Origin of the sequence: uncultured Algoriphagus sp. (genome assembly GCF_963974365.1) — a bacterium.
In the GTDB taxonomy this organism is placed as follows: Bacteria; Bacteroidota; Bacteroidia; order Cytophagales; family Cyclobacteriaceae; genus Algoriphagus.
Genome location: NZ_CAXBBX010000001.1, coordinates 113,817 through 140,058, shown reverse-complemented (window position 1 = coordinate 140,058; position 26,242 = coordinate 113,817). Strand labels below are relative to the sequence as shown.

Sequence of the window (26,242 nt, the reverse complement as noted above, 5' to 3'; positions counted from 1 at the left end):
ATCTTGATACATATGTCTAGATACTTGATACTCCAAGCTCACTCACTCTTCAAACTCTTCACTGGATTCATCAAGGCTGCTTTGAACGCCTGGGAACTCACAGTTGCTAAGGCTATTAGTATCGCTACCAAACCTGAAACTGCAAATACCCACCACTCAATATCGATTCTATAGGCAAAATCCTGAATCCACTGATTCACTACATACCAGGAAACCGGAACAGCAAGGACGATAGCAACCAATACCAGTTTGATAAAGTCCTTGGAAAGTATAGCGACCACCGTGGTCACTGATGCCCCCAGCACTTTTCTGATTCCTATTTCCTTAACGCGCTGCTCCAAAGTGAATGAAACTAGTCCAAAAAGCCCCAAACAGGAAATCAGAATGGAAAGCCCCGTCAGCATGCCAACGATGGTATTTACCGTTTGGTCAGCTCTATACAATTCTTTAAAGTGATCGTCCAAAAACTGGTATTCAAATTCCCGCTCAGGAATCTGGTTATTCCAGATGGATTCGATTTGGGCAAGAGCTTCAGGAACATTCTCGCCGCTTATTTTCACAGATAATTCCTCAAAACCCCAATTGCGCTGATTAAAAATGGTCAAGGTTTCTATTTTATGATGGAGAGAATTAAAGTTGAAATCCTTTACCACTCCCACTATCCTACCTGCCGAGTCCATTCCGCTGAATCCAAATTGCGAACCTATCAGTGACTCGATATCCCTACCCTCCCCATCTTTCAGAATAAGCTCTTTGGCGAGGGACTCATTGATCAGATAGGTATTTCCATTGTCTGCTTCACTGTCGTTAAAATTTCTCCCCGCTATCAATTCAATTTCATACACATCCAAAAAATTGGGATCTACTACAACCTGCGACGTAGCCAGGTTTACTGCAGGTCCTGTCCCGTGAAATGTAATTCCTGTCTGGTGAAGATTATTGCCAAGTCGCTGTCCGGAAGCAGTGACATCTTGCACTTGCGAGCTTCCAAGCAAAGCCTGTTTCAATGTCTCATACCGCTCAGTGTATCGCTGACCAAACGGAATTGTTATTACTTGTTCATGTGAAAACCCAAGGTCCTTTTCCTGCATGAACCTTACCTGCCGAGAGGCAAACAAAGTAGAAATAATCAGGAAAATAGCACAGCTAAACTGCACGACTACCAAAACATTTCTGAAATCAGCCTTCCTTTTTCCAGTCACTGGAGAGCCCTTCAATACTTTTACAGGGTTAAAACTGGATAAATAAAGCGCAGGATACAAACCGGAAAGAATTCCTACCAAAACAGCGCCCAGCAGCATAAATCCAAAGAATAAAGGATTAGTAAACAATGGAAATTCAAGTTGGCGCTGACTGAATTGGTTTAATAAGGGTAATGCCAGAAATACGAAAACCGCCGCCAGCACCATCGCCATCAAACTTATCATAATTGATTCTCCAATAAACTGTAAGTACAATTGGGACTTCGATGCGCCTGAAGCTTTCCTCACACCGATCTCCATGGCACGGCTTATTGATTTGGCTGAGGATAAATTGACAAAATTGATCCCCGCAATAAATAGCACGATCAATGCGATGTAGAAAAATATACGGGTATAGGCTCCGTCAAATTTTTGGTAATTGATATAATCATGGGTAATGTCTGTAGATCCAGCATGGACTTCACTTAGAGGCTGAAGGAAAAGTTCGTACCCTCCTGCTCTTTCTTCCCCCATATGGGAAACCAAAAAAGCAGGGAATTTCGATTCCATTCCTTCAATATCCGCTCCTTCACTCAATTCCAAGTAAGTAGTCAACCAATTCCCCCCCCAATTTTCCATGGCCTGAGGACCTACATAACTACTGAAAGAAGTCAACCCTTCAAATTTGAGATGGGAGTTTTCAGGAATATTTTCCAATACAGCCGTCACAGTATATGAGATTGTATCTTGTTCTGATAGTGTGAGGGTTTTACCTACAGGGGACTCTTCGCCAAAAATCTTCTCTGCACTTTTCTCCGTCAGCACTAAGCTGTAAGGCTCGGACAATGCAGTAGCTGGATTTCCTACTTTCAGTTTAAAATCGAAAATCTGAAAGAAGGAAGAATCAGCCCAAAAGGTATCTGAGAGGATGGATTCCTTACCTTGGACCTTAAACCTGAGCTCACCACCCCGTCTGATTCTTGTGAAATTCGTGATTTCTGGAAATTCCTCCAGCAAAGTCGGACCCATGGGATACATGGACAAGGCTACTTTCTGTGGTGCCACCATACCTTCCCAATTCTGCACTTCGTCCAAACGATAGATATTCTTGGTGTGAATGCTATCAAAATTCCGCTCATAATTCACAAAAAGCATGATCAGAATACAAACCGCCATTCCTATGGACAGTCCGGCAATATTCAGAAAGGAAAAAAGCTTGTTCTTCCTGATATTTCTGAAGGCGATTTTAAGGTAGTTTTTCCACATTTTTTTTGAGATTGAAAGATTGGAAGATTGAAATAACTTGTCCGCTGTGGCGGATTGGAAAATTTTCGACTTGGAAAGTTGTAGGGTTATAATGTTGTAAAGTTTTAAGGTTGTAAAGTGGCAAAGTTTGAAGGTGTTACCCTGAGCAGCTTGCATCGCCGTGGCGTGAAGTCGAAGGGTTGCAAAGTCATAGCTGCCTCATCTTGGCTCTAGACTCTTGATTCTAACATCTTGATACTTATGCCTTACTACTAGCTACTTTATTCGCTCTTCAAGCTCTTCACAGGATTCAGCATAGCAGCTTTTACAGCTTGGAAACTTATCGTCACCAAAGCCACAATAACAGCCAGAACCCCAGAAATCAAGAATACCCACCAATGAACCGGCACCTGGTAAGCGAAGCCTTCCAACCACTTGTTCATGGAAAACCAAGCCACTGGAGTAGCGACTACTATCGCGATCAAAACCAGTTTGATAAAGTCTTTGGATAGTAATCCTACTATACTTCCGATGTTAGCACCTAATACCTTTCTGATTCCGATTTCCTTGGTTCGCTGCTCTGCGGTGTAAGTTGCCAAGCCTAACAAGCCCAAACAGGCAATCAGTATCGCCAAAACAGAAAACGTAGTGAAGATCTGTCTGAACCTGAAGTCAGATTCGTATTGTTTATTAAAATCCTCATCGAGAAAGCTGTAAATGAATGGTCTGTGTGGAGCCAATTCTTTCCAAACTCCCTCGATCTGAGCAAGTGTGGCTGGTAAATTTTCACCTTTCACTTTGAGGCTCATATAACGGCTGGCGTAGGCTTCAAAAGGCAAAGTCAAGGGTTCCACAGTATTGTGTAGACTGACGTAATTGAAGTCTTTCACTACGCCAATCACATTTCCTGCTCTGCCCCACTGGTCAAACTTTTTCCCAACTATATCAGCAGGATTTGCATAGCCATATTGCCTGGCTGCAGCCTCGTTGATCACCAATGCCTGAGTCGAATCCGAAGGAAAATCTCTGGAATAGGATCTCCCTGCTATCAGTTCCAATCCGTAATGATCTATAAAATCCAAACCTACTTGAAAGATGGGCTGTGCCTGCCCTACCATTTCACCGTCGGAAGTCTCCAGTGTGGTGTAAGCATTTGGAAAGTGACTTCCCGGGACGCTTCTTGAAAAAGCAACTGATAAAATAGTAGGGTTTTTCTCCAGCTCACTTTCCAAAGATGAGGAGACGAAATTCACCTGTTCATCATAATTATAATCCACCACAACCATCTGCTCCTTATCAAAACCCATGTCCTTATCCAACAAATGACTCATCTGTGAATACACGATGATCGTCCCTGCGATCAGAGCAATGGAAAGGCTGAATTGGAACACAACCAACCCTTTTCTGAGATTGACCCCTCTAGCATCAGATTTATTGATTCCTTTCAGGATCATCACGGGGCGGAAACTTGACAAAACCAACGCTGGATAAGAACCAGCTAAAAGTCCAATTAATAAGATAATTCCCAAAAAGAATGGAATAGTCTGCCAGTTCAGAATTTGGCTGACTTCCAACACTTTTCCTGTTAGGTCATTCATCATTGGCAAAGCCAAGGTGATAAAAATGATAGCGACAACAGCAGCAAGAAGTACAATGATCAGCGATTCTCCTAAAAACTGAAAAACCAAGCTATTCCTATCAGCTCCAATAGATTTTCTAATTCCCACTTCCTTGGCTCGTTCCATAGATCTAGCCGTAGATAGGTTCATAAAGTTGATCATTGCAATAGCCAAGATAAACAGGCCTATGACGGAAAATACGTAGATATTTGAAAGCGACCCCGTATCTCCCGGCTGACGCTGCGCTTCCGTTCTCAGATACACATCCTTCAGCGGTTCTATTGCAATGGTGTAATTTGGACCGTTATTCTCTCCTGCCCTCTCTTTGATAAAATCAGGTATTTTGGCTTCAAAATTTGCCTTATCAAATTCCTCTTTTGCCAGGAAATAGGTATAAGTATCCACATATCCCCAGGCATTGAACACTTCGGGTCTGGATTGCTTAAAAGTGCTAAGCGATAAAAGCGTGTTGAATTTGAAATGAGAATTTGAGGGTAAATCGTGCATGACACCCGTGACTGTATAATCTCCAGGGTTTGATCTTCCGGCAGCCTCACTGCCTTTCATGGTTTTTCCTAGTGCACTTTCGCTACCAAAGTATTTCCTGGCTGTTGACTCGGTAAGAACCACACTGTAGGGAGCGACTAAAGCAGTCTTGGGATTCCCCTCCAGCAATTCCCAGCTGAACACATCAAACACAGTGGAGTCCATAAACAAGACTCCATCCTCCTGCTGCGTCTCATCTCCCACCGTGAAAAGTATATCAGCTCTTCCAGAAAACTGAACCACTTTTTCTATCTCAGGAAAATCAAGTTGGAGTGCTGGTCCTATAGGTGCATTTCCCCAAACCCAATAATCCTCCGTAGAATTTCCATCCTCAACCCCTTCCGTTGAAGTCTCACCATGAAGTACACGGTAGATATGATCTCCCTTCTCATGGTAATTATCATAAGAAAGCTCATCCTGAACAAACATGAAAATGAGCACACAGCAGGCCATGCCAATCCCCAAACCAACAATATTGATAAAGGAATAAACTTTCTTTTTGAGAAGATTCCTATAGGCGATTTTAAAGTAGTTTTTGAGCATGGTTTCCGAATTTTTTGATTGGAAGATTAAAATAACTTGTCCGCCGTGGCGGATTTGAAAATTAGGAGTTCAGGTGTGGAAAGTGATAAAGTTGTAATAGGTGTCAGACTAAGCAGCTTGCATCGCCGTGGCGTGAAGTCGAAGTCTTGATTCCCAGCTCTCGGTTCTAGCCTCTTGACTTCACTATCTTGGTACTATCTACTTGATTCTCATTTCCACTTTTATGCCATTAAAAAGCATCTCATAACACCCAAAAAGGCCTATTCCCTATTTCATAGTTCCAATTCCACGGACGTTTTTGTTCGCTAGTGGGCAATAGAACCCTTTGCAGAAATAATGTCTTACAAATCACTCTTTCATAATACTATCTATAGGATTCGCATATGCGGCGTTAATCGTTTTGTAGATGACTGTGACTAGACTTACAAAAAGGGTAAGCAAAGCCGAAGTAATCAATAAGATGCTTGTATTGTCAATTTTATAGGCAAATCCAGAAAGCCAGGAATCCATGGCGAAATATGCCAAAGGAGCTCCTATCAACACTGAAATTCCGACCAAAACGATAAACTCTTTGGACAGCAACTGTGTCAATTCAGAGACCGAAGCCCCTAGTACCTTGCGTACTCCAATTTCTTTTGTTCGCTGATCCAAACTATAGGAAACCAGACCCCATATCCCCAGGAGACTAATCAAAATTGCAAGGCCTGTAAAAGTGTAGGCTACCTTTTTAAGGCGTACTTCATCTGCATACACTTTGGCCATCTCCTCATCTAAAAAGGAGAATTCAAAAGGTACCCCTGGATTTATAGCCTGCCAGTTTTCTTCAATTGTTGCAAGCAATTCAATAGAATTCTCTGCATTGAAGCTTACCACAGCATTTGAAAGTTGGACGTTATAAAAAGTGGCTACAGGAAGAATCTCACTCTTCAAAGACAAGTAATTGTAATCTTCGATCACCCCCACTATTTCCCAAGGAGTACTGACTTCTCCATTCGAGTTCCATTGGTCAAAAAGAGTTCCTACCGCTTCTTCTTGGGCGATTCCAAAGGTTTTCAAAAAAGTCTCATTCACCACCATTTGATTACTGTCATTTTCAGCAACTGATCTGCCCTCCAGAAGTTCTATTCCCATGGTTTCGAAGAAATTCTCTCTAGCCATATTCAATTGAACTACTTTCCCTTCACTTACCGAAGTGCCTTTTTTGAAGATCTTATTGTCATACCAAATATTTTGAGAGGGATAGAACTCACAAGCGGTAACAGAATTCACCTGAGATAATGCTTCAAACTCAGTTTTAAGAGTTTCATAATTTGCATTGGCTGTAGCGGTCTTCAGCGGAATCACCAATTTCTGATTCTTTGAGAATCCAGTATCTTTTTCACTTAAATGAGTTAACTGTTCAGAAACTACCGAAACGGCATAAATGAGCAGAAATACCATCGCAAACTGGAAAACAACGAGCCCATTCCTAAGAGAAAAGGAAGATCTAGATGACTGACTTTTGACCTTAAAAATTTTATTCACATTGATCATGCCTAGGTAAAATGCCGGATAAGCTCCTGATATAATTCCTGTCATTAAGCCCACCAGAAAGGTCGAAATCAGCATTTTAAATGATAGGACATCCTGGAGAACCAATGAACTATCAAATAATTGATTCAAGTAAGGAAGTGCCAAATTCAAAATCGGAATAGCAAACAGCACTGCAAGCAAAGAAAAGAAGATTGATTCTGTAATGAATTGAAACATTAGGGAGTTGCTCGATGCACCGCTCACCTTCCTAATTCCTATTTCTTTGGCTCTGCGTATGCCTTGAGCAGTCGTCAGATTGATGTAATTAATACAAGCCATCAGCTGGATGAAAAGACCAATTGCAATTAAAATATAGAGGTATTTGATATCTGAGATTTTACCGAGTGCAGGACTAAAATTTGCGGATTTCAGATTTATATCTTTAATGGGAAACAGGCCCAATGTTTTATCCATATTTCCAGCTTTAAGCTGCTCGGCTCCGTGTCTTTGCAAGAAATCAGGAAGCTTTTTCACCAAGTCATCTGGATTAGTTTTCGGTCGAAGTTCAAGGTAAGTATGGACAAAATTATTGCCTGCCCATCCATTATTTGTCAATACAAATGTCCCTAAACCAGTGCTGGACATGCTGAGTAAGAAATTAGGATTCAAATGAGTACTTCCTAGATTTTCATCAAAAACAGCCGTTACTTTCGCTAACAGGTCATCATCTCCACTGGTCAGTTGGATTTGTTTTCCCAAAGCAGAATTGCCTTTTCCAAAAAGCTTTTCGGCAAGTTTCGAAGAAAGCACTAAGCTTCGTGGCTCTTTTAAAGCGGTCTTCAGATTTCCTTCGATTAAAGAGAAATTGAATAATTCGAAAAAAGTTGAATCCACCAGGTAACTATTGGATTCAAAAAAAGACTGGTCAGAACCCTCTGGTTTAAATAGAAATTCGCCTCCCACAGAAACTACCCTTGCCTGGCGTAGGACTTCATCAAAATCCTCAACCAAACCTGGACCAATCGAAGGACTTGCAGAAATCAATTCTGCATCTGGAAACTCTCCGCGGTTATTGATAAAAGTGGTGACCTTATATAGGCTTTCGAAATTCTCAAACTGCTCCTCAAACCCGAATTGAGACTGCACATAAAGAAGAATCGCCAAACTACAGACTGTTCCTGCAGTTAACCCAATCAGATTTATAATCCCAAAGGACTTTAGATTGATGAAGTTTCTCCACGCAATTTTGATATAGTTTTTCAGCATTTTATCGAGATTCAAAAATTGGAAGATTGAAATAACTTGTCCGCCGTGGCGGATTTGAAAATTAGGAGTTCAGGTGTGGAAAGTGATAAAGTTGTGATAGGTGTCAGACTGAGCAGCTTGCATCGCCGTGGCGTGAAGTCGAAGTCTTGGCTCTAGCCTCTTGATTCTAAAATCTTATGTCTTGATGCTTAATACTTGATTCTAACATCTTGCTACTTGATACTCCCCATTACTCGCTCTTCAGCGTCCTTGCTGGATTCGTCAGTGCTGCTTTGATAGACTGAAAACCAACGGTGAGCAATGCGATAAGCATCGTGACCATACCAGTGGCGACAAAAACCCACCATTCTACTCCCACGCTGTATTGATAATCCTGAAGCCATTGATCCATGATATACCAGGCAATAGGAACTGAAAGCAGAAAGGAGATCCCAACTAGCTTTAGGAAGTCCTTAGAAAGCAATAGTGATATACTACCTACACTTGCTCCAAGCACTTTTCTCACTCCTATTTCCTTCAGACGATTGGCAGCCATGTACGTGGAAAGTCCAAATAACCCCAAACATGAAATCACAATAGTCAGAATAGTAAAGACTATGGAAAGCTTTGCCGTTCGAGCTGTATCATCAAATTTCCTGGCATATTGCTCATCGGCAAATTGGTATTCAAAAGGGAAATTTGGGTTAAACTCTTCAAAAACGCTCTGAATTTTAGCGAGATTATCTGCTACAGGTTGATCGGGATTGAGACGGATATGTAGGTAACTGAACCAGGAAGATGGTCCAAATACCATTAAGGGGTTAACTGGATCATAAGGGGATTCGAAAATAAAATCCTCAATGATGCCAACTACCGTATAGTTATCTTCTCCATCAGAAACTATCTGCCCCAAAGGATTTTCCAACCCCATTTTTCTTATCGCTGTTTCATTCAATAAAATCGCTGTAGAATCACTAGCAAATTCATAGATATCTATGTCTCTACCTTCTACCAACTTGGTGCCCATTACTTTCATGAAATCGGCATCTGCACTGAACCGAATGAAATCAAGCTTTTCATCCTCTGGCGTACTACCTTCCCAAGAATACCCCCAGCCATCACTGTAGCGCTGGGTAATCGGACTCATTGATTTTGTGATCGCTAGGCTTGATCCGCTGCTTAGAAGCGCTTGTTTGATCGCACTATAGTGCTTCTCTATATCACCCTGCATGTTGATAAAAATCAGGTTATCCTGATTATAACCCAGCTCACGGTTTTGAGCGTGACTTATTTGACGCTGAATAATGATCGTAGAGACGATTAGAATAATAGCAAAGCTAAACTGTATCACAACCAGTATTTTTCGGGGATTAACCGCCGAAGCAGCTGAACGGAAAGTTCCTTTAAGCACATTCACTGGACTAAACGAGGAGAGGAAAAATGCAGGATAACTTCCTGCTAAAAGGCCAGTAAGCAATATAAAGCTGATCAACTGAAGCCAGAAAATCACTTCCGTGTATGGAAGAAATAGCTGCTTACCAATCAGTGTATTAAAGGAAGGAAGCGCCAGCTCCACCAGAAGGATTGCCAAAACCCCAGCGATCAACGCGATCAGCGTGCTTTCTCCAATAAACTGTGCGATAAGAGAAGTTTTTCTAGCACCTACTACTTTTCTCAAACCTACTTCCTTGGCTCTCTTTTCACTTCGAGCAGTGCTCAGATTCATAAAGTTGATACAGGCAATGACCAGAATAAACAATGCGATAAATCCAAACATTCGGACAGTCACAATCCTTCCTCCTACGAGCTGCCCGTTCTCGCTTTTTCCATAAAGGTGTATCTGTGAAAGCGGATAGCTAAATACATCTGCTGTATTCTCCCCGTTGGTATGTTCCTTGGTAATGTTTATTACTTTCTCGTTGAATGCCTCATGGGAAGCATTTTCTGAGAGCAACACATAGTTCTCGACGGAGTTATTCCCCCACCATTCGTCATCCCAACCCAGTTTTTTCATGTAAGCCCACGATAGAAAGTAATCCGACTGGAAGCGCGTATTATTTGGCAAATTCTCCAGAACTCCCGTCACAGTAAAAATATCTGTACTATCGATCTTGACTGTTTGCCCCACAGCCATCTCAGAACCAAACAATTTTTTGGCAAAATCTTCAGTGACCACCATGTTATACGGATCTTCCAAAGCAGTAGAACTATTGCCTTGCAGCATAGGAAAATCAAACACATCCAAAAAATCCGGATCGATGAAAGAACCTGATTCGTTCATTTTCTTATCTCCAACTGTGAAAAGGAAATTGGCATGATTGATCCGAACCGCTTGCTCTACTTCTGGATAGTCCTTTTCTAGCGTAGGCCCCATTATTTTGGGAGTTGTACCCCATGCCCATAGTTCGCCGCTAAACGTATCTCTGTTATACATTCGATAGATTCGGTCCGACTTGGGATGCTCCCGATCCATACTCACCTCATTCTGTATCCACAGCAAAATCAGAATAGCTGACGCCATCCCAACACCCAATCCTCCGATATTGATGAAAGCGTAACCTTTACTTCTAACGATATTTCTCCAGGCGATTTTAAAGTAATTTTTGAGCATTTTTCAGGATTGAAAGATTGGAATATTTTAAAATTGGAAGATTTCGGGTTCAGAAAGTTGGAAAGAGGTAAGGTGTTAAAGTTGTAAGGTGGTAAGGTTTCATGGTTGTAAGGTTTTATAAATACTCACGTTATCATTATTCTCTTGTCTTATATTAAGTCTCACGTCTTGACTCTTGATACTTGATACGAGCTACCTATTTCCACTTTTATGCCACTAAAAACACTCTTAAATCATACACAAAAGGCATATATGTTAATTTCTAATTCTAAACCTCGGACAGTTTTGTTCGCCTGTGGGCAATTATCAAAAACTCAAGCACTCCTATTCAAGTGACCATCTGGCGTTATACTTATCTTGATTCTTGTCTCTTGTCTCTTGTCTCTTGTCTTTTGGTTCTTGTCTCTTGTCTCTTGTCTCTTGGTTCTTGTCTCTTGGTTCTTGGTTCTAACCTTTGGAATCATATATCTTGATACTGACATCTTAATACGCTCTATTACTCACTTTTCAGACTATCTACCGGATTCATTAGAGCAGCTTTCACACTTCTAAGACAGATGGTCCCAAAAGCAATTACAAGTGTCATTCCAGCAGCCAAGGCATAAATCCACCATGCTATATCAATATGATAAGCGAAATTCTCAAGCCACATATCCATAAAGAAATAACCTGCTGGAAAGGCTATAATCAAGGAAATACTAACCAGTTTAATAAAGTCCTTGGCAAGCATTCCCACAATTTGATTCACACTTGAGCCAAGTACTTTTCGGATTCCGATTTCTTTTATCCGCTGCTCTGCCGTGAAAGTCACCAAACCGAATAATCCGAGACAAGCAACAAAAATTGTCATCAATGAAAGCACTGTTAGGAATGACCCCATCTTCGCTTCCTGTATGTAAGTCTCATTGTATAATTCGTCCAAAAAAGCATAATGAAAAGCCTCGCCTGTGTTAAAGCTATTCCAGCTAGATTCCATATCTGCGAGCAATGGATCCAACTCGGACTTTTCTGCTTTCAAAATCAAACTGTAATACGGATTATAAACCATCATCAGTGGTTTGATAGGCTCTCTTAAGGATCTGGCCACAAAATCCTTTACCACACCTACAACTTTCACATCTTCCCTTCCCCCCTGATTGTCAGTCATTTTTTCAAAGACCTGACCAATAGGATCATCCTCGATCCCCAATGCTCTAGCGGCAGTTTGATTGATGATAATGTTACTCTCTTCTGAGCCGAGATCCAACGAGAAATTTCTGCCTGCTATTAGATCCATTCCCATGGTGGGAATATATTCCTCATCAATTCCAAATTGTATCATCCTCAATGTTCCAGAAGAAGATTCATCCATGACCAGGTTTTGGCTGTTCGTATCCGTAGGCCCTGATGGTATATATGCGGATTTGGTAACATTTTTAATCCGCCGGTCAGCCTTTAATTTATCCCTAAATACATCCAGATGCTCTCCCAAAAGTCCTGCATCACGTAGCACAATCAATTGCTCTTTATCATAACCAAGATCCTTATTCTGGATGTAATTCATCTGCTGGGAAACCACGATCGTCCCGATGATCAAGACCACAGAAACAGCAAATTGGAATACGACCAAACTACTTCTAAATCCGCTTCTATTGCTCCTACTGATCTTTTTCTTTAAGGATTCAATCGGTCTAAATGCAGAAAGGAAAAATGCTGGATAACCTCCCGCCATTAGGGTGACCAAAACAACGAGTGTTAAAAGAGAAATGAGTACTACTGGCTGGATTAAGTATACAAGTGAAAGAGATTTATCCGCAAAATTATTAAAAAATGGAAGCGCTAATTTTGCCATTAGAATACCCAAAACCATTGCAATACAGACTGCTATCAATGATTCTGACAAAAACTGAAATACTAAATCCTGCCTTCCCGAACCCATGACCTTTCTAACTCCTATTTCCTTAGCACGCTGCGAAGCTCCGGCAGTTGAAAGATTCATGAAATTGATGCAGGCAATCAGCAGCATAAAGACTGCTATAGCGCAATAAATCAGCACTGTCTGAAAATCTCCACCGGCTTTAAAATCTCCTTTGCCAGCAAATTGGTTATTCAGATGAATATCTGTAAGTGACTGAAGTTTGAGGAAAACATGGTTTCCTTTTTCAAAAAACTCATCGAAGTCCATGCCCATACCTTGCTTCATCTGATCCTCCATGTACTTTCTGGTTATGGCAGGGAATTTAGCCTCCACTTGATCAGCTGTGGAGCCATCATTCAGCAGCAGATAGGTTATGTAATTTCCTGATAGCCAACTTTGATTTTTGGCATCTGGATTACCCAACATAGAGGCAAGCATAGCAAAATCAAAATGGGAGTTTTCCGGAATATTTTCAATCACGCCCGTTACCGTATAATCACCAGAAAAGTCTATGTATTTACTGGTATAATAGCCTATCCCTTCCAGATTTATAGCCTGATTGATTGGGTTTTCATTACCAAAAACAGCAGTTGCCTGTTCTTGGGTGAGCACAACAGTGTTCGGCTTAGAAAGTGCTGTTGCAGGATCTCCACTGATAAAGGGAAGGTCAAAAACCTCAAAGAAATTAGGATCCACGAAGGCTGTATTTCCTTTCCGAATCACCTTTTCACCTATCCTAACTTTTGTATTGGAATGAATATTCAACACCCGAGTACTAATTTCCACATCTGGGATTTCCTCCTTAAAAGTTTCTGCGACGGGTGCCATCACACTCGCTTCACTAAGTGTCTGCTCTCCAATTTTGGCATCCAAGGTTACTCTGTAGATTCGATCAGAATTAGTAAAAAAACGATCGTAGCTAAACTCCTCGGTCACGTAGAGACTAATCACCACACAAGTTGCAACACCCAACGCTAGCCCCAAAACATTGATAAACGAAACCAACCTATTCTTCTTTAGGCTTCTCCAGGCGATTATAAAGTAGTTTTTGAACATGAAAGTTGAAAGGTTGGAAGGTGTAAAGTTGTAAAGTCTTGACTCTTGATTCTTGGTTCAGTTATCTTGATACTTATAACTTACTACTAAGTACTCTTATTCAATTAAACTCCAGATTGATACTTCCGCCTGAGCTCTGCATAGTCACAGGAACTCCTCCCCCATTTATTTTTCCTAGAATCCTGTCCTTTTTAACCTCTCCACTGAAATTGGAAAGCTTTGAATTCACTCTTCCTCCACTGAGATCAAGGTCTAAACCCAAGCCATTAGGAACTATTGCTGTAATACTCCCACCGCTAGATTTCATCGTCAATTCCTTCTCAACATTTGTAAGCAATGCTTTGATAGAACCTCCACTAGTATTTGCTGAGATACTTCCATTGATTTCTTCCAGATTTACACTACCTCCAGATGTATTTACATTCAGATTACCAGTGAGTTGGTTGACTTTCACAGAACCACCACTACTTTGTACATCTACATTTCCATCGAAATTCTCAACTCTAAGAGAACCTCCAGAGCTATGCGTATTCACATAGCCGGCACTATTTACCACTTGGATACTTCCACCGCTGGTAGCGATTTCCTGATCACCAGTCAATCCATCTACAGAAATTGATCCTCCGCTGGATTGGAATTTAGATGACATTTCTGTCGGTACTTGAACTTTGAATGAGATATTCAATTTGCTTCTACCGCCGTTGTTTCGCTTTTTGACGATCACGGAAATAGTATTTCCACTTTGGCTGATATCCAGATTATAGTTGTCTAGTTCCTTCTCTACTTCAGCGTCTTCCATTTCGACTTCTTTCCCATTCAACTTCACATACATATCCACGATTACCTGGTTTCCACTTGCGCCAGTGACAGCCACAGAAGCCCCGGAAGTTTCTACTTTGAGATTACCAGTACCATTTAAAGTGAATTGTTTGGTGAGATAGGGATCTGCTTTGAAGTCAGATGCAAAAGCAGAGAATTGCAAAGTCACTAGTACTAAAAACAAGAATGCCGGGAAGAATTTTAAGAGTTTCATGGGTATGGGGTTAAGATTCAGTGTTGACTGTAAGTCTCTTATTCCCATTTGTATGCCATGAAAAAAAATAGAGAAACCCCGCTTAAAATGGCGTTTTTAGATTTATAGCAGCTATTTCTCGGACAGTTTTGTTCGCTCGTGGACAAAGTCTAGCTTACTTTTTCAATACTCATTTTCTTCATGCATTAAGCCTTCATTACTTCCAACTCAAGTTTCCTCAAAAAAATCAATTTTGATTATATTATAAAAATTAGAGCATCACCTGTAAAGTCAAGTCCATTTCTTCCTATTCCAAAGAAAAATATCCTAAGGGCACTTCTCTATCCAGAAAATAACATAGTACTCGATTATTCTCATCATCCACTGCAAAATACCGAATCTCAGACCCTGTTTCAATCACTTTCGACAAATTCCCTTCGAGGTCAAATAGCAACAACTTACTTCTTCCTACACTCTTAGGCTGCTGATTTTCTTCCAATTTAAAACCTTCACTCCCTAAATAGGATGTAACTATCCATTCATCTCCTATATGAACTTCGCCAAAGAACTTCAGTTTCCGATTATCATTCTCAAACTCCTTCTCACCCAGAAGGTGAAATTTGATGCTACCATCGGCATTATAAATAGATAATATGTCGTGATTGATGTGCGCGAGCGCCATTAAATTATGTTTGTAAGAGTAATCAAAGAACGCATTGGTTCTTTCATTGATCAACTGCGGATGCTCATCACCAAACTTTTCAATGGTTCCCGCATTAATATTCCATCTTCCCAGGCTAGTCCGAAAGGTACTGGGTGAAAGCACTTCTAATCCTGTACCAAGGGCGACACTGTCTGAGATAAACTTCATTCTTGAAAGAAAGAAATCGTATGCAAATGGCTTTGAAACCGTTGGAAGATAATTTTCATCCTTCAGTACCTTATCAATATCAAACTTAAATAGCTTTAATTTCTCAAAATCAGGCATCCAGAATTCCTTACCATTTGGAGTGACTGCTACCTCACCATATCTTGAAATCTGTCCAGGCCCTTCTCCCATTATTCCTGTACTACCTAAATAAGCCAACGTATTTTTGTCAAACAGGTGAATTCCCTTTTCAAAACTTGCATTGGCATCAGTCACGACCAGGAAATCTCCCGATATGGTTAACAACGGGTTTGCAATTATATTCTCAGTTTCCAGATCAGTTATTTTTGAACTAACATCAATAACCTCTGCACTGCTTACTTTGAAATTTTTAATTGTTTTATCTTGACAGCCAAATAGAATTAATACAAACAAAAAGTATAAAGTGTGCCTCATGTAATTTTTTTATATACTATTCCTTAAGTTCATAAGGTTGGAATAAATTCTGTTGGACACAAAATCGATTAGTTAATGTTTCCTAATTTGGATCACCTAGTTTGATTTTCATATTAAAAACCAATTCCGGTCTAGTTAGATAAGTTAGAGCTTTTGTCCCTTAATGACGAAGTTAACTCTGTACCTGTGTTCCATGCGAAAAAATCTGAGATCAATTCGTTTAAAAAATCACCTTACCTCCTTGACATCTTCCCCTTCCTTACTTCCCTGAAAACTATACAGCAGGTAAAAAAGTGAAGGTAAAATAAACAAGCTCCCGATCAGCAGAGCCCAAGCCAAGGCATCGATTGGTTTTCCAATAGCGGCAGAATTAAACACGGACAAATTCTCTCCTGATTTAGTAATGATGAGGTCTGGGAAATAGTGATAGCCGAAAGCAAGCAAAATTGCTGTCACCACAAACCCACTTAAAAAGCGAACGAGAATTTTATTCCCTTCTCCAAGTTTCACCCAAAGTAAAACTATCGCCAAAGTGGCCAAGACCAACGTACCGGTAGTAATCCATTCTGTAAGAATTAAGCCAACCAAAGGCACATCATCAATAATTGAAGCAACAAAAACCAATCCGCCTGCCAGCACTGTGAATACTATGAATAGTTTTGCTTTTCCGACAACCACAGTCTTTACTTCGGGCTTTTTGGCCTCTCCAACTAAAAAAACAGAAGCTAGAAATCCGCAAATAGTCACGGTAAAAAACCCGACAGCTAGACTGAAGTAATTGAACCAAGGATGAATGTAAGCTTCGTAAAACCCAACAGCTTCGGGATCTATTTGCCCACCGACAGCAGCCCCGAAGATAAGCCCTAGAAAAAGCGGTGTGATAAAGCTCGAATAGGTAAAAATAAGATTATATACCTTCTGCATTTCATCTTGATACGCATCATAATGTCTAAAGACAAAGGCAGTTCCCCGACCAATAATCCCAATTAACATGAGTGCCAGGGGAATATGCAAATGCACCGAAAGCATGGTATAGATGGGTGGAAAACCCACAAAAAGGATCACTATTGCAATAATCAACCACATGTGATTGGCCTCCCAAATCGGCCCTATCGTCTTATATGTCGTATTCCTGAGCTCATCACGCAAGTTTGAAGGAGTGAAAATCTCCAAAATCCCAGCCCCAAAATCCGCTCCACCCAAAATCACATAGAGTAAAATAGACACAAGAAGAAAAATGATAACTACGTAGAGCATAAGTACAGATTAAGAGTCAGCCAGTTTTTCAGTATCATTCTTCAATGTCTCAGGTACCGCTTTGATCTGTCGATAAAGCAAAAATGAAACAATCCCAGCGAGAGAGACATAAATAGCCGTAAATATTAAAAAGGAATACCTAATACCAGGAATTGGCGTCACAGCATCTTTTGTCAGCATAATCTCATAGATAATCCAAGGTTGACGTCCCACTTCGGTAACTGTCCAGCCAGCTTCCAAAGCAATAAATCCCAAAGGAGTTGCTATCACAAAAAGCCATAAAAACCAACGCTGAACCTGCCAGTCCTTCTTTTTCCAAAGGGAAATAAAATAAAGCAAACTGAGGCCAACCAATAGCATTCCTAGTCCCACCATGATTTGAAAAGCATAATGAACCACAGCAACTGGCGGATGATGCTCCTCCGGAAACTGATCCAAACCGATCACTTCCGCATCAAAATCCCCATGGGCCAAGAAACTCAATGCTCCAGGTATTTTAATTGCAAAATTCACCTCCTTTGCCTCTTCATCAGGAATTCCTCCAATGATTAAAGGAGCGGCTTTGCTAGTTTCAAAGTGAGCTTCCATAGCCGCTAATTTCGCTGGCTGCCGAACTGCGATATCCTTAGCAGAAATATCTCCTGAAATAGGCTGAAGCAAAGCCGCAACAGCACCAAAAACTAGAGCGATACTAAAAGCTTTCCGGTGAAACTCCCTATTCTGTCCCTTCAGGATCATATAGGCATGAATTCCGGCAACCGCAAAACCTGTCGCTGTGAAGGCTGCCAAGGTCATGTGTAATGCTTGTGTAAACCAGGCATCATTGAACATAGCAGCGATCGGATCGATATTGAGGAACTTGCCGTCCACGTAATCAAAACCACTTGGGCTATTCATCCAGCCATTCGCAGCCACGACCAATATCCCAGATGCGAGTCCGCTCACTCCCACCACTACTCCTGTAAACCAGTGGAACCAAGGTTTGAATTTATCCCATCCGTAAAGAAAGAATCCTAAGGCAATCGCTTCTATGAAAAACGCCGTTCCTTCCAAAGAAAACGGCATTCCGAAAATCGGTCCTGCATGAAGCATAAACTCTGGCCACAATAACCCCAATTCGAATGAAAGCATGGTGCCTGATACTGCGCCTGTCACAAAGAAAATAGCCACTCCTTTGCTCCAGGCTTTGGTCAAATCCTTGTAAAGTGGATTATTGGTTTTCAAATACTTGTAATGGGACGTCGCCATAAAAAAAGGCATCACCATACCAATACAAGCGAAAATGATATGGAATCCCAGAGAAAGAGCCATCTGAGAACGAGCGGCAAAAAGATCATCCATTGGATAACAAGCGGTTAGTTTTTGAAGGAAATAGCTCCATGAAAAACGAGTAAACTTCTCTACTCATTGACGCAGATACACGCCTTTTAGTTCGTTAAAGTCCCTCTTAATTTTATAAAAAAAGGATACTAGGATGCTAGTAAACTTCTCATATTCATTTACCAGATTTCATAAGATAGCTAAGTCATTGACATAAAATCTCTTGTAGACTTTTGCATACTTTTGAGATCTTTTTGATATTTTAATCCAAATAAAAATTTTTATGTACGTAAAACGGTATTATAGTTTTTGGATGACCATTCGCTGGTCCAAATTTTCTTTGATTTATGGTATCTTATATTCTTTAGTCATCATCGTATTATATGAGCTGACTGCTATACCATTTTCTCTCCCCTGGCAGCCGATATCAGTTATTGGTATCGCAGTAGCTTTTTTCCTAGGCTTCAAAAATAACAGCTCCTATGACCGAACTTGGGAAGCAAGAAAAATCTGGGGTGCTATAGTCAATGAAAGCAGAACTTTTGCCACGGCTATTCTCAGTCTGCCCAATCCTGATTTGCCACAGGAGGAAAAAAAGAAAATTATTTTCAGACATCTGGCATGGCTTCTTGCCCTGAAGCATGTCATGCGTAAGGAAAAAACCTGGGAGCATAATTTACCTGTGGAGAAACTGGTTTTTATACCTGGATTTATCAAAGAATACTACGACGGCATTTTTGCAGAAATAGAAAAATACCTCTCTGAAGAAGAACTAACTAGCGTGAGGAACAATTCAAACATTCCCACACAGTTACTAAAAAACCAAAGCAAGGAAATCGCCAAATTAAAAGAAGGAGGATTTATCTCTGATTATAAACAAGTTTGGATGCATCAGATACTAGCAAATTTCTACACCCATCAGGGCATGTCGGAGCGGATCAAGAACTTTCCTTTCCCCAGACAATATGCTTCCACCGGCCTATGGATTACCTATATTTTTTGCGCATTGATCCCCTTTGGTTTACTGGATATTTTTGCTCAAAGTACTGCCTTACATTATTGGTTGACCATCCCGTTTTCTGCAATTATTATTTGGACATTCTTCGTGGTGGATAGAATTGGTGATTACTCTGAGAATCCATTCGAAGGAGGGTACAATGATGTGCCTATTTCATCCATTTGCCGAGCTATAGAGATCGATCTTTTGGAAATGCTCGAGGAAGAAAATATTCCAACTCCATATCAGACAGAAAATGGGTTTTTGATGTAATAAGGTCACTTCGAAAAATTCTGCGTACCCTGCGGTAAAAATCTACAGCAAAAAAAAATCCCTCAAACTTTCGCCTGAGGGATTGTAATAAGGGCAAGGCCTTATTATCTCTTTGTAATACTGCTTGAACCTGAAGTTCTAATATTTCCCAACTGTGGGGAACCTGTATAAGTCACATCTCCTGAGCCTGAAGAGCTCACTGATAATTTACCCAAGTCACCTACATTGGTGTCTCCTGAGCCCGATTTACCAACGACTAATTCACCAATGGCAAACTTCTCAGCATCAAAATCGCCCGAACCAGATTGCTTAATTTCAGCTTGATCTGCAGAACCATTATTGATTTGTAAATCAGCAGAACCAGAAATGCCAACTGACAATTTCTTGGCTTCCAGACTTTTCATCGTAATATCTCCTGAACCTGAAAGTGCAGCGTAAAATGAATCCGTCATCACAGGCGAATTCACTTCGATATTTCCTGAACCAGAGCATTTAATTCCCTCAAGTTCTTTATAGGTAATGAAGAATTTCAATTTGACGTTGTTATAACTTCCTTTCACCAAGCCTACGTTGAGCACATCGCCGTCTACCTCAGTTTTCACTTTGCTTAAGTCAACACCTTTCGCTTCGATTCTTACTTCTTCAGTATCCCCTTCAGTTAGGATTACCTCCCAGCTACCGCCAGAATGTACTTTAGTGAAGTGTCCTGGAGTTCTTGTTTCTGTAGATTGTGCCTGTACGCAAGATGCCATTACGAATGCAGTGAATGCAAAGGCTAAAATTTTAGAATAGAGTTTCATGGTAATTGTATTGTAAGATTGGAAAATTAAAACATTGGAAAATTTTGTAGTTGAAAAGTAGTTAAGTGGTAAAGTTTTAAATTCTTTTCACATCTATAAGATGCACTAGCTTCAGAAAAGGTTGCACCGGCAGATCTTATTCATTTCTCTAGATCGTAAAATCTTGGCTCTTGACTCTTAATTCTTGGCTCTTGACTCTTGGCTCTAGATTCTTGGCTCTAGATACTTTGTACTTAGTACTCATCATTCACTTTTTATACTTTTCACCGGATCTGCCCAAGCGGCTTTCAAAGACTGTGACATCACTGTAATTGCTGCAATAGCTCCAGCGATCAAGCCAGCCCACAGAAATACCGTCCAGCTAATTCCTATGCTGTAAGCAAAGTCCTCCAGCCAGCTGGACATTCCAAACCAAGAGACCGGAATGGCTATCACAAAACCAATCAAAACCAGTTTGAGAAAGTCTTTGCCAAGTAAGATCAAGATATTTGCCGTCTCTGCCCCCATTACTTTTCGAATTCCTATTTCGCGGGTTCGCTGCTGCGTAGCAAAGGTGGTCAGGCCCAACAGGCCAAGAATAGAAATGATAACAGCCAATCCTGAGAAGAAAGTGAAAATGGTTTTGACCCGCTCCTCTGATTCGTATTGTCTATTGAATCCTTCATCCACATATATTGGTTCGAAAGGGAAATCAGGTCTCAAGGCAGCCCATTCTTCCTTGATGTAAGCCATAGTTTGCTCCTGATTTTCAGCGTCAATTTTCAGACTTACTTGATTATTTCTATCCTGAGAAATCATAAAAACAATCGGTACAATAGGCTGATGCAAGGACTCGAAGTGGAAATTTTTCATGACTCCAGTCACAAATCCACGTCTTCCTCCATATAGGAATTGCTGTCCGATGGCTTCTTCTGGGCTCGACCAACCAATTTCTTTGATCGCAACTTCGTTTAGGATAAATGCTTCAGTAGAATCAGAAGCCAGATTGAAATCAAAATCTCTTCCAGCCACGACTGGAATCCCATAGGTTTCCAGAAAATTATGAGCTACGTGCACATCTGCAATTCGCAGGTTGAGTTGCGTCAATTCCCCGTCAATCTCCGCAGTACTTCCTTGATTATCCAAAAGCCTTCCCGACGGAACACGGCTAGAAATACTTACCGATTTGATTCCCGCATGTCTTTCAAGTCTGTCCTTCAATATCAGGTAATTTTCCTGAATCGCTGGGCTGGAAGGAAGAACTATGATGTCATCTTTTTCAAAACCCAAATCCTTGCTTTGCATATATTCCAACTGGCGAACAACCACCAGTACAGCTACTATCAAAACTACCGAAATTGCGAATTGTCCCACCACTAGAACTGAACGGAATTGCTCATGACCTTTTCCGGCTTTGAAAGCTCCTTTCAAAACTTTCGCTGGAGAAAAACCAGATAGAAATAACGCAGGATAGCTGCCCGAAACTAGACTCACAAGCAATACCAAACCAACCAGCCCCACGATATATTCAGGATTTTTCAGGAAATTCAGTGTCAACACTTTTCCAGTGAAATTAGAAAAAGTCGGTAGAAAGAGATACACTAAAACCAGCGCAACTACCATAGAAACCGTAGTCATCATGAATGATTCTCCCATAAATTGCCTGATCAGACGGCTTTTATCTGCTCCCATCACTTTGCGCAAGCCTACCTCCATAGATCTCATTGATGATCGGGCAGTGGAAAGATTCATGAAATTGATACAGGCGATCAACAAGATAAATAATGCTACCGCCAGGTAAATGTAGACGTAGTCAATATTGCTATTTGGCTCCATCTCAGAGTCGAGATTTGAATATAAATGTACGTCAGTCAGAGGCCACAGGAATAGCTTTGTTCCTTTAGACATCGGCACGCCAGCTTGGGATTCCCCCATGTATTTATCTATCAAGTTGGGAAGTTTTGCCTCAAAAGATTTATAATCTACTCCTTCGTTCAATAGCACATAGGTAGAGAAATTATTCCCGCCGTAGTTGCTCATAAAAGCATCCTGGCCACCGTAGAAATCTACAACAGGAGCCATAGAGGCCAGAAAATCTGCATGGAACTGCGAATTATCAGGCATGTCCTCCATTAGTCCACGAACCTGAAAAGTCGCTTCTTGACCTGCAATATTCATTTCCAATTCCTTGCCGATAGGATTAGCCTCGCCGAAGTACTTTTTAGATATGGATTCTGTAATGATCAATCCGTCAGAATTAGCCAGCGCTTCTTTGGACTGACCTGAAACCATCTTAAAAGAGAAAATATCAAATACCTCAGGATCAACAAAAAAGAAATTCTCCTCTTCAAATGCGTTGTTTCCATATTTCACCAAAGGATCGTATTGGAAGAATCTTCCTACAGCTTCTACCTCATCGTCGTAGTCAGCTTGGATCAAAGGACCAAATGGTGGCGCAGCATGTCCCAAATGCAAACTGATTGCTCCATCTGGATTGAACCATGCTCTGGAAACTCTGTATATCCGGTCTGCATTCGCATGATACTTATCATAACTCAATTCATGCTGTACAAACAAAAAAATCAAAATACTTACAGCCATACCTACCGCAAGCCCAAACACATTGATAAACATGTATAAAGGATTTTTCTTGGTATTACGGATGAGAATTTTCAGATAGTTTTTTAACATGATTATATGGGATTGGAATATTGTAAGATCCGTATCAGGAATAGCAGTGAAATTGAAAAGTCTTTCTTATCTACTCTTGATTCTTGGCTCTAGACTCTTGTTTCTAATTTCTAGATACTTGCGACTTTTTTCTGCTTAATTCTTTATCACCTTTGTAGACCCTAAGTTACCTTTGCTAATATCCGTTGGATTTCCGCGGTAATACACATTTCCTGAACCGATAGAACCTACGGTAAGATCTCCATCTACACCTATATGTACATCTCCAGAACCTGTTTTGCCTATTTTCACATCACCAGCCATCAGGTCAATACCTTTGAAATCTCCAGAACCTACCTGGCCGATATTGACATCACCGGCTCTTCCACTTGAAATGGAAACAGTACCTGATCCGCTCATACATATATTCAAATCGTCGGTTTCAAGAAATTCCAATGATATCGTTCCAGAACCTGCTTGGCCTATTCCGAATTCTTTAGAATACACATCAGATCGAACCATGATATTTCCTGAGCCAGCCAATCCCAAACTTTCTAGTTTCTTGATGGTAACATACACTGTAAAGTCTCTATTGTCATCATCATCGTCTTTGAGCTCAATCTCAAGTTTCCCGTCTTCCACTTCAGTAATTACCTCGCTCAAATCAAACCCTTTTGAAACTAGCTTAACTTGATCAATATCACCAATAGTTATTAGTACATCCCATGATCCTTCGGAACTTACTCCCGTAAATTTCCCAGGGGTTCGGGTTTCTGTTTGGGCTTGAGCGGAGAAGCCTAAGAAAAATAGAAAGAGGACAAGTGAAGTGATTTTTGATAAGTTCATAATGGATGTGGTTTTATTCCTGTACTTACTTTTCAGAGATTGTGCCAAGGGCGAATAATGCCTATAAACACGATTTAACAGTATTTTACAGTTTACTTCTGTCCGTGCCAGTGCTGTTTTGTTCGTAGACGGACGATAAATTCAGGAAATCAAACACTAACCTTTTTTTAGAAATCCCTCAAAACCAATAGAAACAAGTTGAGCTCAAATCGATTTTTCCCGAAAAATTAAAACTATATTATTATTTTAGGCATTTGATTTTCAGGCAAGCAGATGCATATTTACCTAATCATCCTGTTTCCCTTCACGGATAATTCTCGCATCTAAAACCTATTTATGATTCCTCACTTCCTGGTTTGGATTTTGCCATTTTTCCTCCCGATTCAGCAAACTCAAACAGACAGTCTGAAAAAGATTGTAGAAACGACTCAAGACGACTCTGTCAAAGCTTCGAGTTTATTTAATCTAAGCAAACTCTATTACACTTATGATCAGGATTCAGCTATTCTGTATGGTAAGGAAGCTATAGCAATAGCAAACCGAAATGGTCTAAAGAAAATAGAAGCAAATGCACTCAATATTATTGGGGTATCCTATTTGATTCAAGCTGATTATGAAAGCTCCCTAAGCACACATTTGGAAGCGCTTGGTATACGGGAAACTTTGCAGGACACCACAGGTATCATCGAGTCTACCATGAATCTGGGTAACATTTACTACCGTCTTCATGAACCTGAGAAAGCGGTGGTCCAATACCAAAAATCTCTAACACTTGCACAGATGATCAACCATGAGCGGGCTATGAGTTTGCTCTATAATAATATTGGAAGCTTTTATTTGGATAGGTGGCTATCTTTCAAAGAAGCCGAAGACTTCAATAAGACCAAGGAATATCTGGAGAAATCAAAGGCTATCAAGGAAAAGCTAAACGATAAGCGCAGTCTGACAAATACCCTACTTCAGCTGGGAGAATTATATTATGAGTCAGGAGAAAAGCAAAAAGGAATTCGATTACTAATCCAGGCACTTGAGATCGCTGAAGAAATGAATAATACAGAAGGTAGACTTTCGGCACTTGGAACACTTTCTGACTACCATAGAGATAATAACTCATTACCTCAGGCATTGGATTATGCTGCCCAGGCCTATGAATTGGCACAACAAACTAAATCTAACTATCAGATAAGCATAGCTGCTAGTAAAATGGCTCACTTATCTGCCTTGAACAAGGACTTCGAAAAAGCCTACGAATTTCAGCGTATTAATGAAGCCAGCAATGATTCAATATTCAACGATTCCCGACAGAAAATCCGCTCTGAACTTGAAATTCAATATGAGAGTGAGAAAAAAGAGCTGGAGAATCAACGGCTCATAAAAGAGCAGGAACTTTCAGAATTGGCAATTACCAGAAAAAATGAACTACTGATCATCTTTATCATCGTAGCTCTTTTATTAATAGGTCTAGCTTGGTACCAAATGAAAACCAACCAAAAACTACGCGCGGCCCACAAAGAACTCAAGGAAATAAACTCAAAAGTACAAACCCAGTATCAGCAGATTCAACAGCAATCCGAAGAATTGAATAGTACTAACCTTGAACTAAAACAGGCCAATAACTTCCGAGATAAACTTTTCTCAATCATTTCGCACGATTTAAGGACACCATTTTCTTCGCTTAGCACCTCTCTGGAACTTTGGGATTCAGGCGATCTCAGCAAGGAAGAAATGGATTTTGTGCTTTCATCCATTGCCTTAGATGCAAATGCTGCCTCCAATCTCCTTTCGAATCTACTCACCTGGGCGCGTACGCAAATGAGTTCGGATAAAGTAAAAAACACTGCGATTACGCTATCGGAATTAGTCAGTGAAAACAAAAACCTGTTCGCTAAACAGCTTGAGCAGAAAAACCTGCAGCTGAATAATACAATCCCATCTGATTTCAAAATTACTACAGATCGGGATAGGCTGAATTTCATTATTCGAAACATCCTTTTCAATGCAATCAAATTCACACCTGATGGAGGAGAGATTAGTGTAGAAATTGACCCGCTACACCAGTCAACTATTACGATTAGGGACAGTGGTATAGGAATGACCCAAACTCAGCAAGACAGCTTATTCAATAACAAGCTGTCTTCCACCTCAGGAACCAAGGGAGAACAGGGAAATGGAATAGGATTGATGCTATGCAAGGATTTTGCAGACTCTATAAATGCAAAAATCACCGTTAAAAGCGAGCCTGGCAAAAGCACTACGTTCAGTATTGAACTGTGAGGCCTGTACCCCTTTACTAGGTCTTCACAAAAGTT

The 26,242-nt window shown here is 40.6% G+C and carries 14 protein-coding genes; 2 read left to right on the top strand and 12 right to left on the bottom strand.

The genetic code is table 11. The annotated features are described in order from the left end of the window. Positions 1-38: 38 nt before the first annotated feature. The 9 genes from AACZ87_RS00545 to AACZ87_RS00505 form a co-directional block, all read right to left on the bottom strand. Positions 39-2,447 (bottom strand): ABC transporter permease, encoded by a 2,409-nt coding sequence (locus AACZ87_RS00545; protein ID WP_339863822.1) that lies wholly within the window; start codon positions 2,445-2,447, stop codon positions 39-41. A gap of 260 nt (positions 2,448-2,707) precedes the next feature. Then, positions 2,708-5,134 (bottom strand): ABC transporter permease, encoded by a 2,427-nt coding sequence (locus AACZ87_RS00540; RefSeq protein WP_339863820.1) that lies wholly within the window; start codon positions 5,132-5,134, stop codon positions 2,708-2,710. A gap of 348 nt (positions 5,135-5,482) precedes the next feature. Then, complete coding sequence (locus tag AACZ87_RS00535; protein ID WP_339863818.1) at positions 5,483-7,927, bottom strand: FtsX-like permease family protein; 2,445 nt, start codon at positions 7,925-7,927, stop codon at positions 5,483-5,485. A gap of 214 nt (positions 7,928-8,141) precedes the next feature. After that, positions 8,142-10,502 (bottom strand): ABC transporter permease, encoded by a 2,361-nt coding sequence (locus AACZ87_RS00530; RefSeq protein WP_339863816.1) that lies wholly within the window; start codon positions 10,500-10,502, stop codon positions 8,142-8,144. A 496-nt stretch (positions 10,503-10,998) separates the two neighbouring features. Continuing rightward, a complete protein-coding gene (locus tag AACZ87_RS00525; protein WP_339863814.1) occupies positions 10,999-13,455 on the bottom strand; it encodes an ABC transporter permease in 2,457 nt (818 codons plus the stop codon). Between the two features lie 100 nt (positions 13,456-13,555). Further along, positions 13,556-14,488 carry a hypothetical protein gene (locus AACZ87_RS00520; protein WP_339863812.1) on the bottom strand — a complete coding sequence of 311 codons (933 nt, stop codon included), beginning with the start codon at positions 14,486-14,488 and terminating at the stop codon, positions 13,556-13,558. Positions 14,489-14,774: 286 nt separating this feature from the next. Next, positions 14,775-15,791 (bottom strand): BF3164 family lipoprotein, encoded by a 1,017-nt coding sequence (locus AACZ87_RS00515; RefSeq protein ID WP_339863810.1) that lies wholly within the window; start codon positions 15,789-15,791, stop codon positions 14,775-14,777. A 228-nt stretch (positions 15,792-16,019) separates the two neighbouring features. Continuing rightward, positions 16,020-17,048, bottom strand: coding sequence for a cytochrome d ubiquinol oxidase subunit II (locus AACZ87_RS00510; RefSeq protein WP_339863808.1), 1,029 nt, complete (start codon positions 17,046-17,048; stop codon positions 16,020-16,022). Positions 17,049-17,057: 9 nt separating this feature from the next. Continuing rightward, complete coding sequence (locus AACZ87_RS00505; protein WP_339863806.1) at positions 17,058-18,389, bottom strand: cytochrome ubiquinol oxidase subunit I; 1,332 nt, start codon at positions 18,387-18,389, stop codon at positions 17,058-17,060. Positions 18,390-18,651: 262 nt separating this feature from the next. Between AACZ87_RS00505 and AACZ87_RS00500 the strand changes: the two genes are divergently transcribed. Beyond that, entirely contained in the window at positions 18,652-19,638 is a 987-nt protein-coding gene (locus AACZ87_RS00500) for a bestrophin family ion channel (RefSeq protein ID WP_339863804.1), read from the top strand. A gap of 104 nt (positions 19,639-19,742) precedes the next feature. Here the strand turns inward: AACZ87_RS00500 and AACZ87_RS00495 are convergent, their stop codons facing one another. The 3 genes from AACZ87_RS00495 to AACZ87_RS00485 all read right to left on the bottom strand — a co-directional run bounded on the left by AACZ87_RS00495 (position 19,743) and on the right by AACZ87_RS00485 (position 23,933). Next, entirely contained in the window at positions 19,743-20,438 is a 696-nt protein-coding gene (locus AACZ87_RS00495) for a head GIN domain-containing protein (RefSeq protein ID WP_339863802.1), read from the bottom strand. A gap of 243 nt (positions 20,439-20,681) precedes the next feature. Further along, the gene (locus AACZ87_RS00490; protein ID WP_339863800.1) at positions 20,682-23,108 is read right to left on the bottom strand and encodes an ABC transporter permease; all 2,427 of its coding nucleotides are present in this window, start codon (positions 23,106-23,108) and stop codon (positions 20,682-20,684) included. Positions 23,109-23,243: 135 nt separating this feature from the next. Then, on the bottom strand, positions 23,244-23,933 hold the full coding sequence (locus tag AACZ87_RS00485) for a head GIN domain-containing protein (protein ID WP_339863798.1): 690 nt from the start codon (positions 23,931-23,933) through the stop codon (positions 23,244-23,246). Positions 23,934-24,269: 336 nt separating this feature from the next. On the opposite strand from AACZ87_RS00485, the gene AACZ87_RS00480 reads away from it, so the two are divergent. Continuing rightward, a complete protein-coding gene (locus tag AACZ87_RS00480) occupies positions 24,270-26,207 on the top strand; it encodes a tetratricopeptide repeat-containing sensor histidine kinase (RefSeq protein WP_339863796.1) in 1,938 nt (645 codons plus the stop codon). Positions 26,208-26,242 lie beyond the last annotated feature (35 nt).

Excerpts from the sequence above, each read along its gene's own strand:
- AACZ87_RS00525 (WP_339863814.1), bottom strand. The coding sequence starts at position 13,455 with ATGTTCAAAAACTACTTTATAATCGCCTGGAGAAGCCTAAAGAAGAAT.
- AACZ87_RS00545 (WP_339863822.1), bottom strand. The coding sequence starts at position 2,447 with ATGTGGAAAAACTACCTTAAAATCGCCTTCAGAAATATCAGGAAGAAC.
- AACZ87_RS00505 (WP_339863806.1), bottom strand. The coding sequence starts at position 18,389 with ATGGATGATCTTTTTGCCGCTCGTTCTCAGATGGCTCTTTCTCTGGGA.
- AACZ87_RS00490 (WP_339863800.1), bottom strand. The coding sequence starts at position 23,108 with ATGTTAAAAAACTATCTGAAAATTCTCATCCGTAATACCAAGAAAAAT.
- AACZ87_RS00540 (WP_339863820.1), bottom strand. The coding sequence starts at position 5,134 with ATGCTCAAAAACTACTTTAAAATCGCCTATAGGAATCTTCTCAAAAAG.
- AACZ87_RS00515 (WP_339863810.1), bottom strand. The coding sequence starts at position 15,791 with ATGAGGCACACTTTATACTTTTTGTTTGTATTAATTCTATTTGGCTGT.
- AACZ87_RS00510 (WP_339863808.1), bottom strand. The coding sequence starts at position 17,048 with ATGCTCTACGTAGTTATCATTTTTCTTCTTGTGTCTATTTTACTCTAT.
- AACZ87_RS00485 (WP_339863798.1), bottom strand. The coding sequence starts at position 23,933 with ATGAACTTATCAAAAATCACTTCACTTGTCCTCTTTCTATTTTTCTTA.
- AACZ87_RS00520 (WP_339863812.1), bottom strand. The coding sequence starts at position 14,488 with ATGAAACTCTTAAAATTCTTCCCGGCATTCTTGTTTTTAGTACTAGTG.
- AACZ87_RS00480 (WP_339863796.1), top strand. The coding sequence starts at position 24,270 with ATGATTCCTCACTTCCTGGTTTGGATTTTGCCATTTTTCCTCCCGATT.
- AACZ87_RS00530 (WP_339863816.1), bottom strand. The coding sequence starts at position 10,502 with ATGCTCAAAAATTACTTTAAAATCGCCTGGAGAAATATCGTTAGAAGT.
- AACZ87_RS00495 (WP_339863802.1), bottom strand. The coding sequence starts at position 20,438 with ATGAAACTCTATTCTAAAATTTTAGCCTTTGCATTCACTGCATTCGTA.
- AACZ87_RS00500 (WP_339863804.1), top strand. The coding sequence starts at position 18,652 with ATGTACGTAAAACGGTATTATAGTTTTTGGATGACCATTCGCTGGTCC.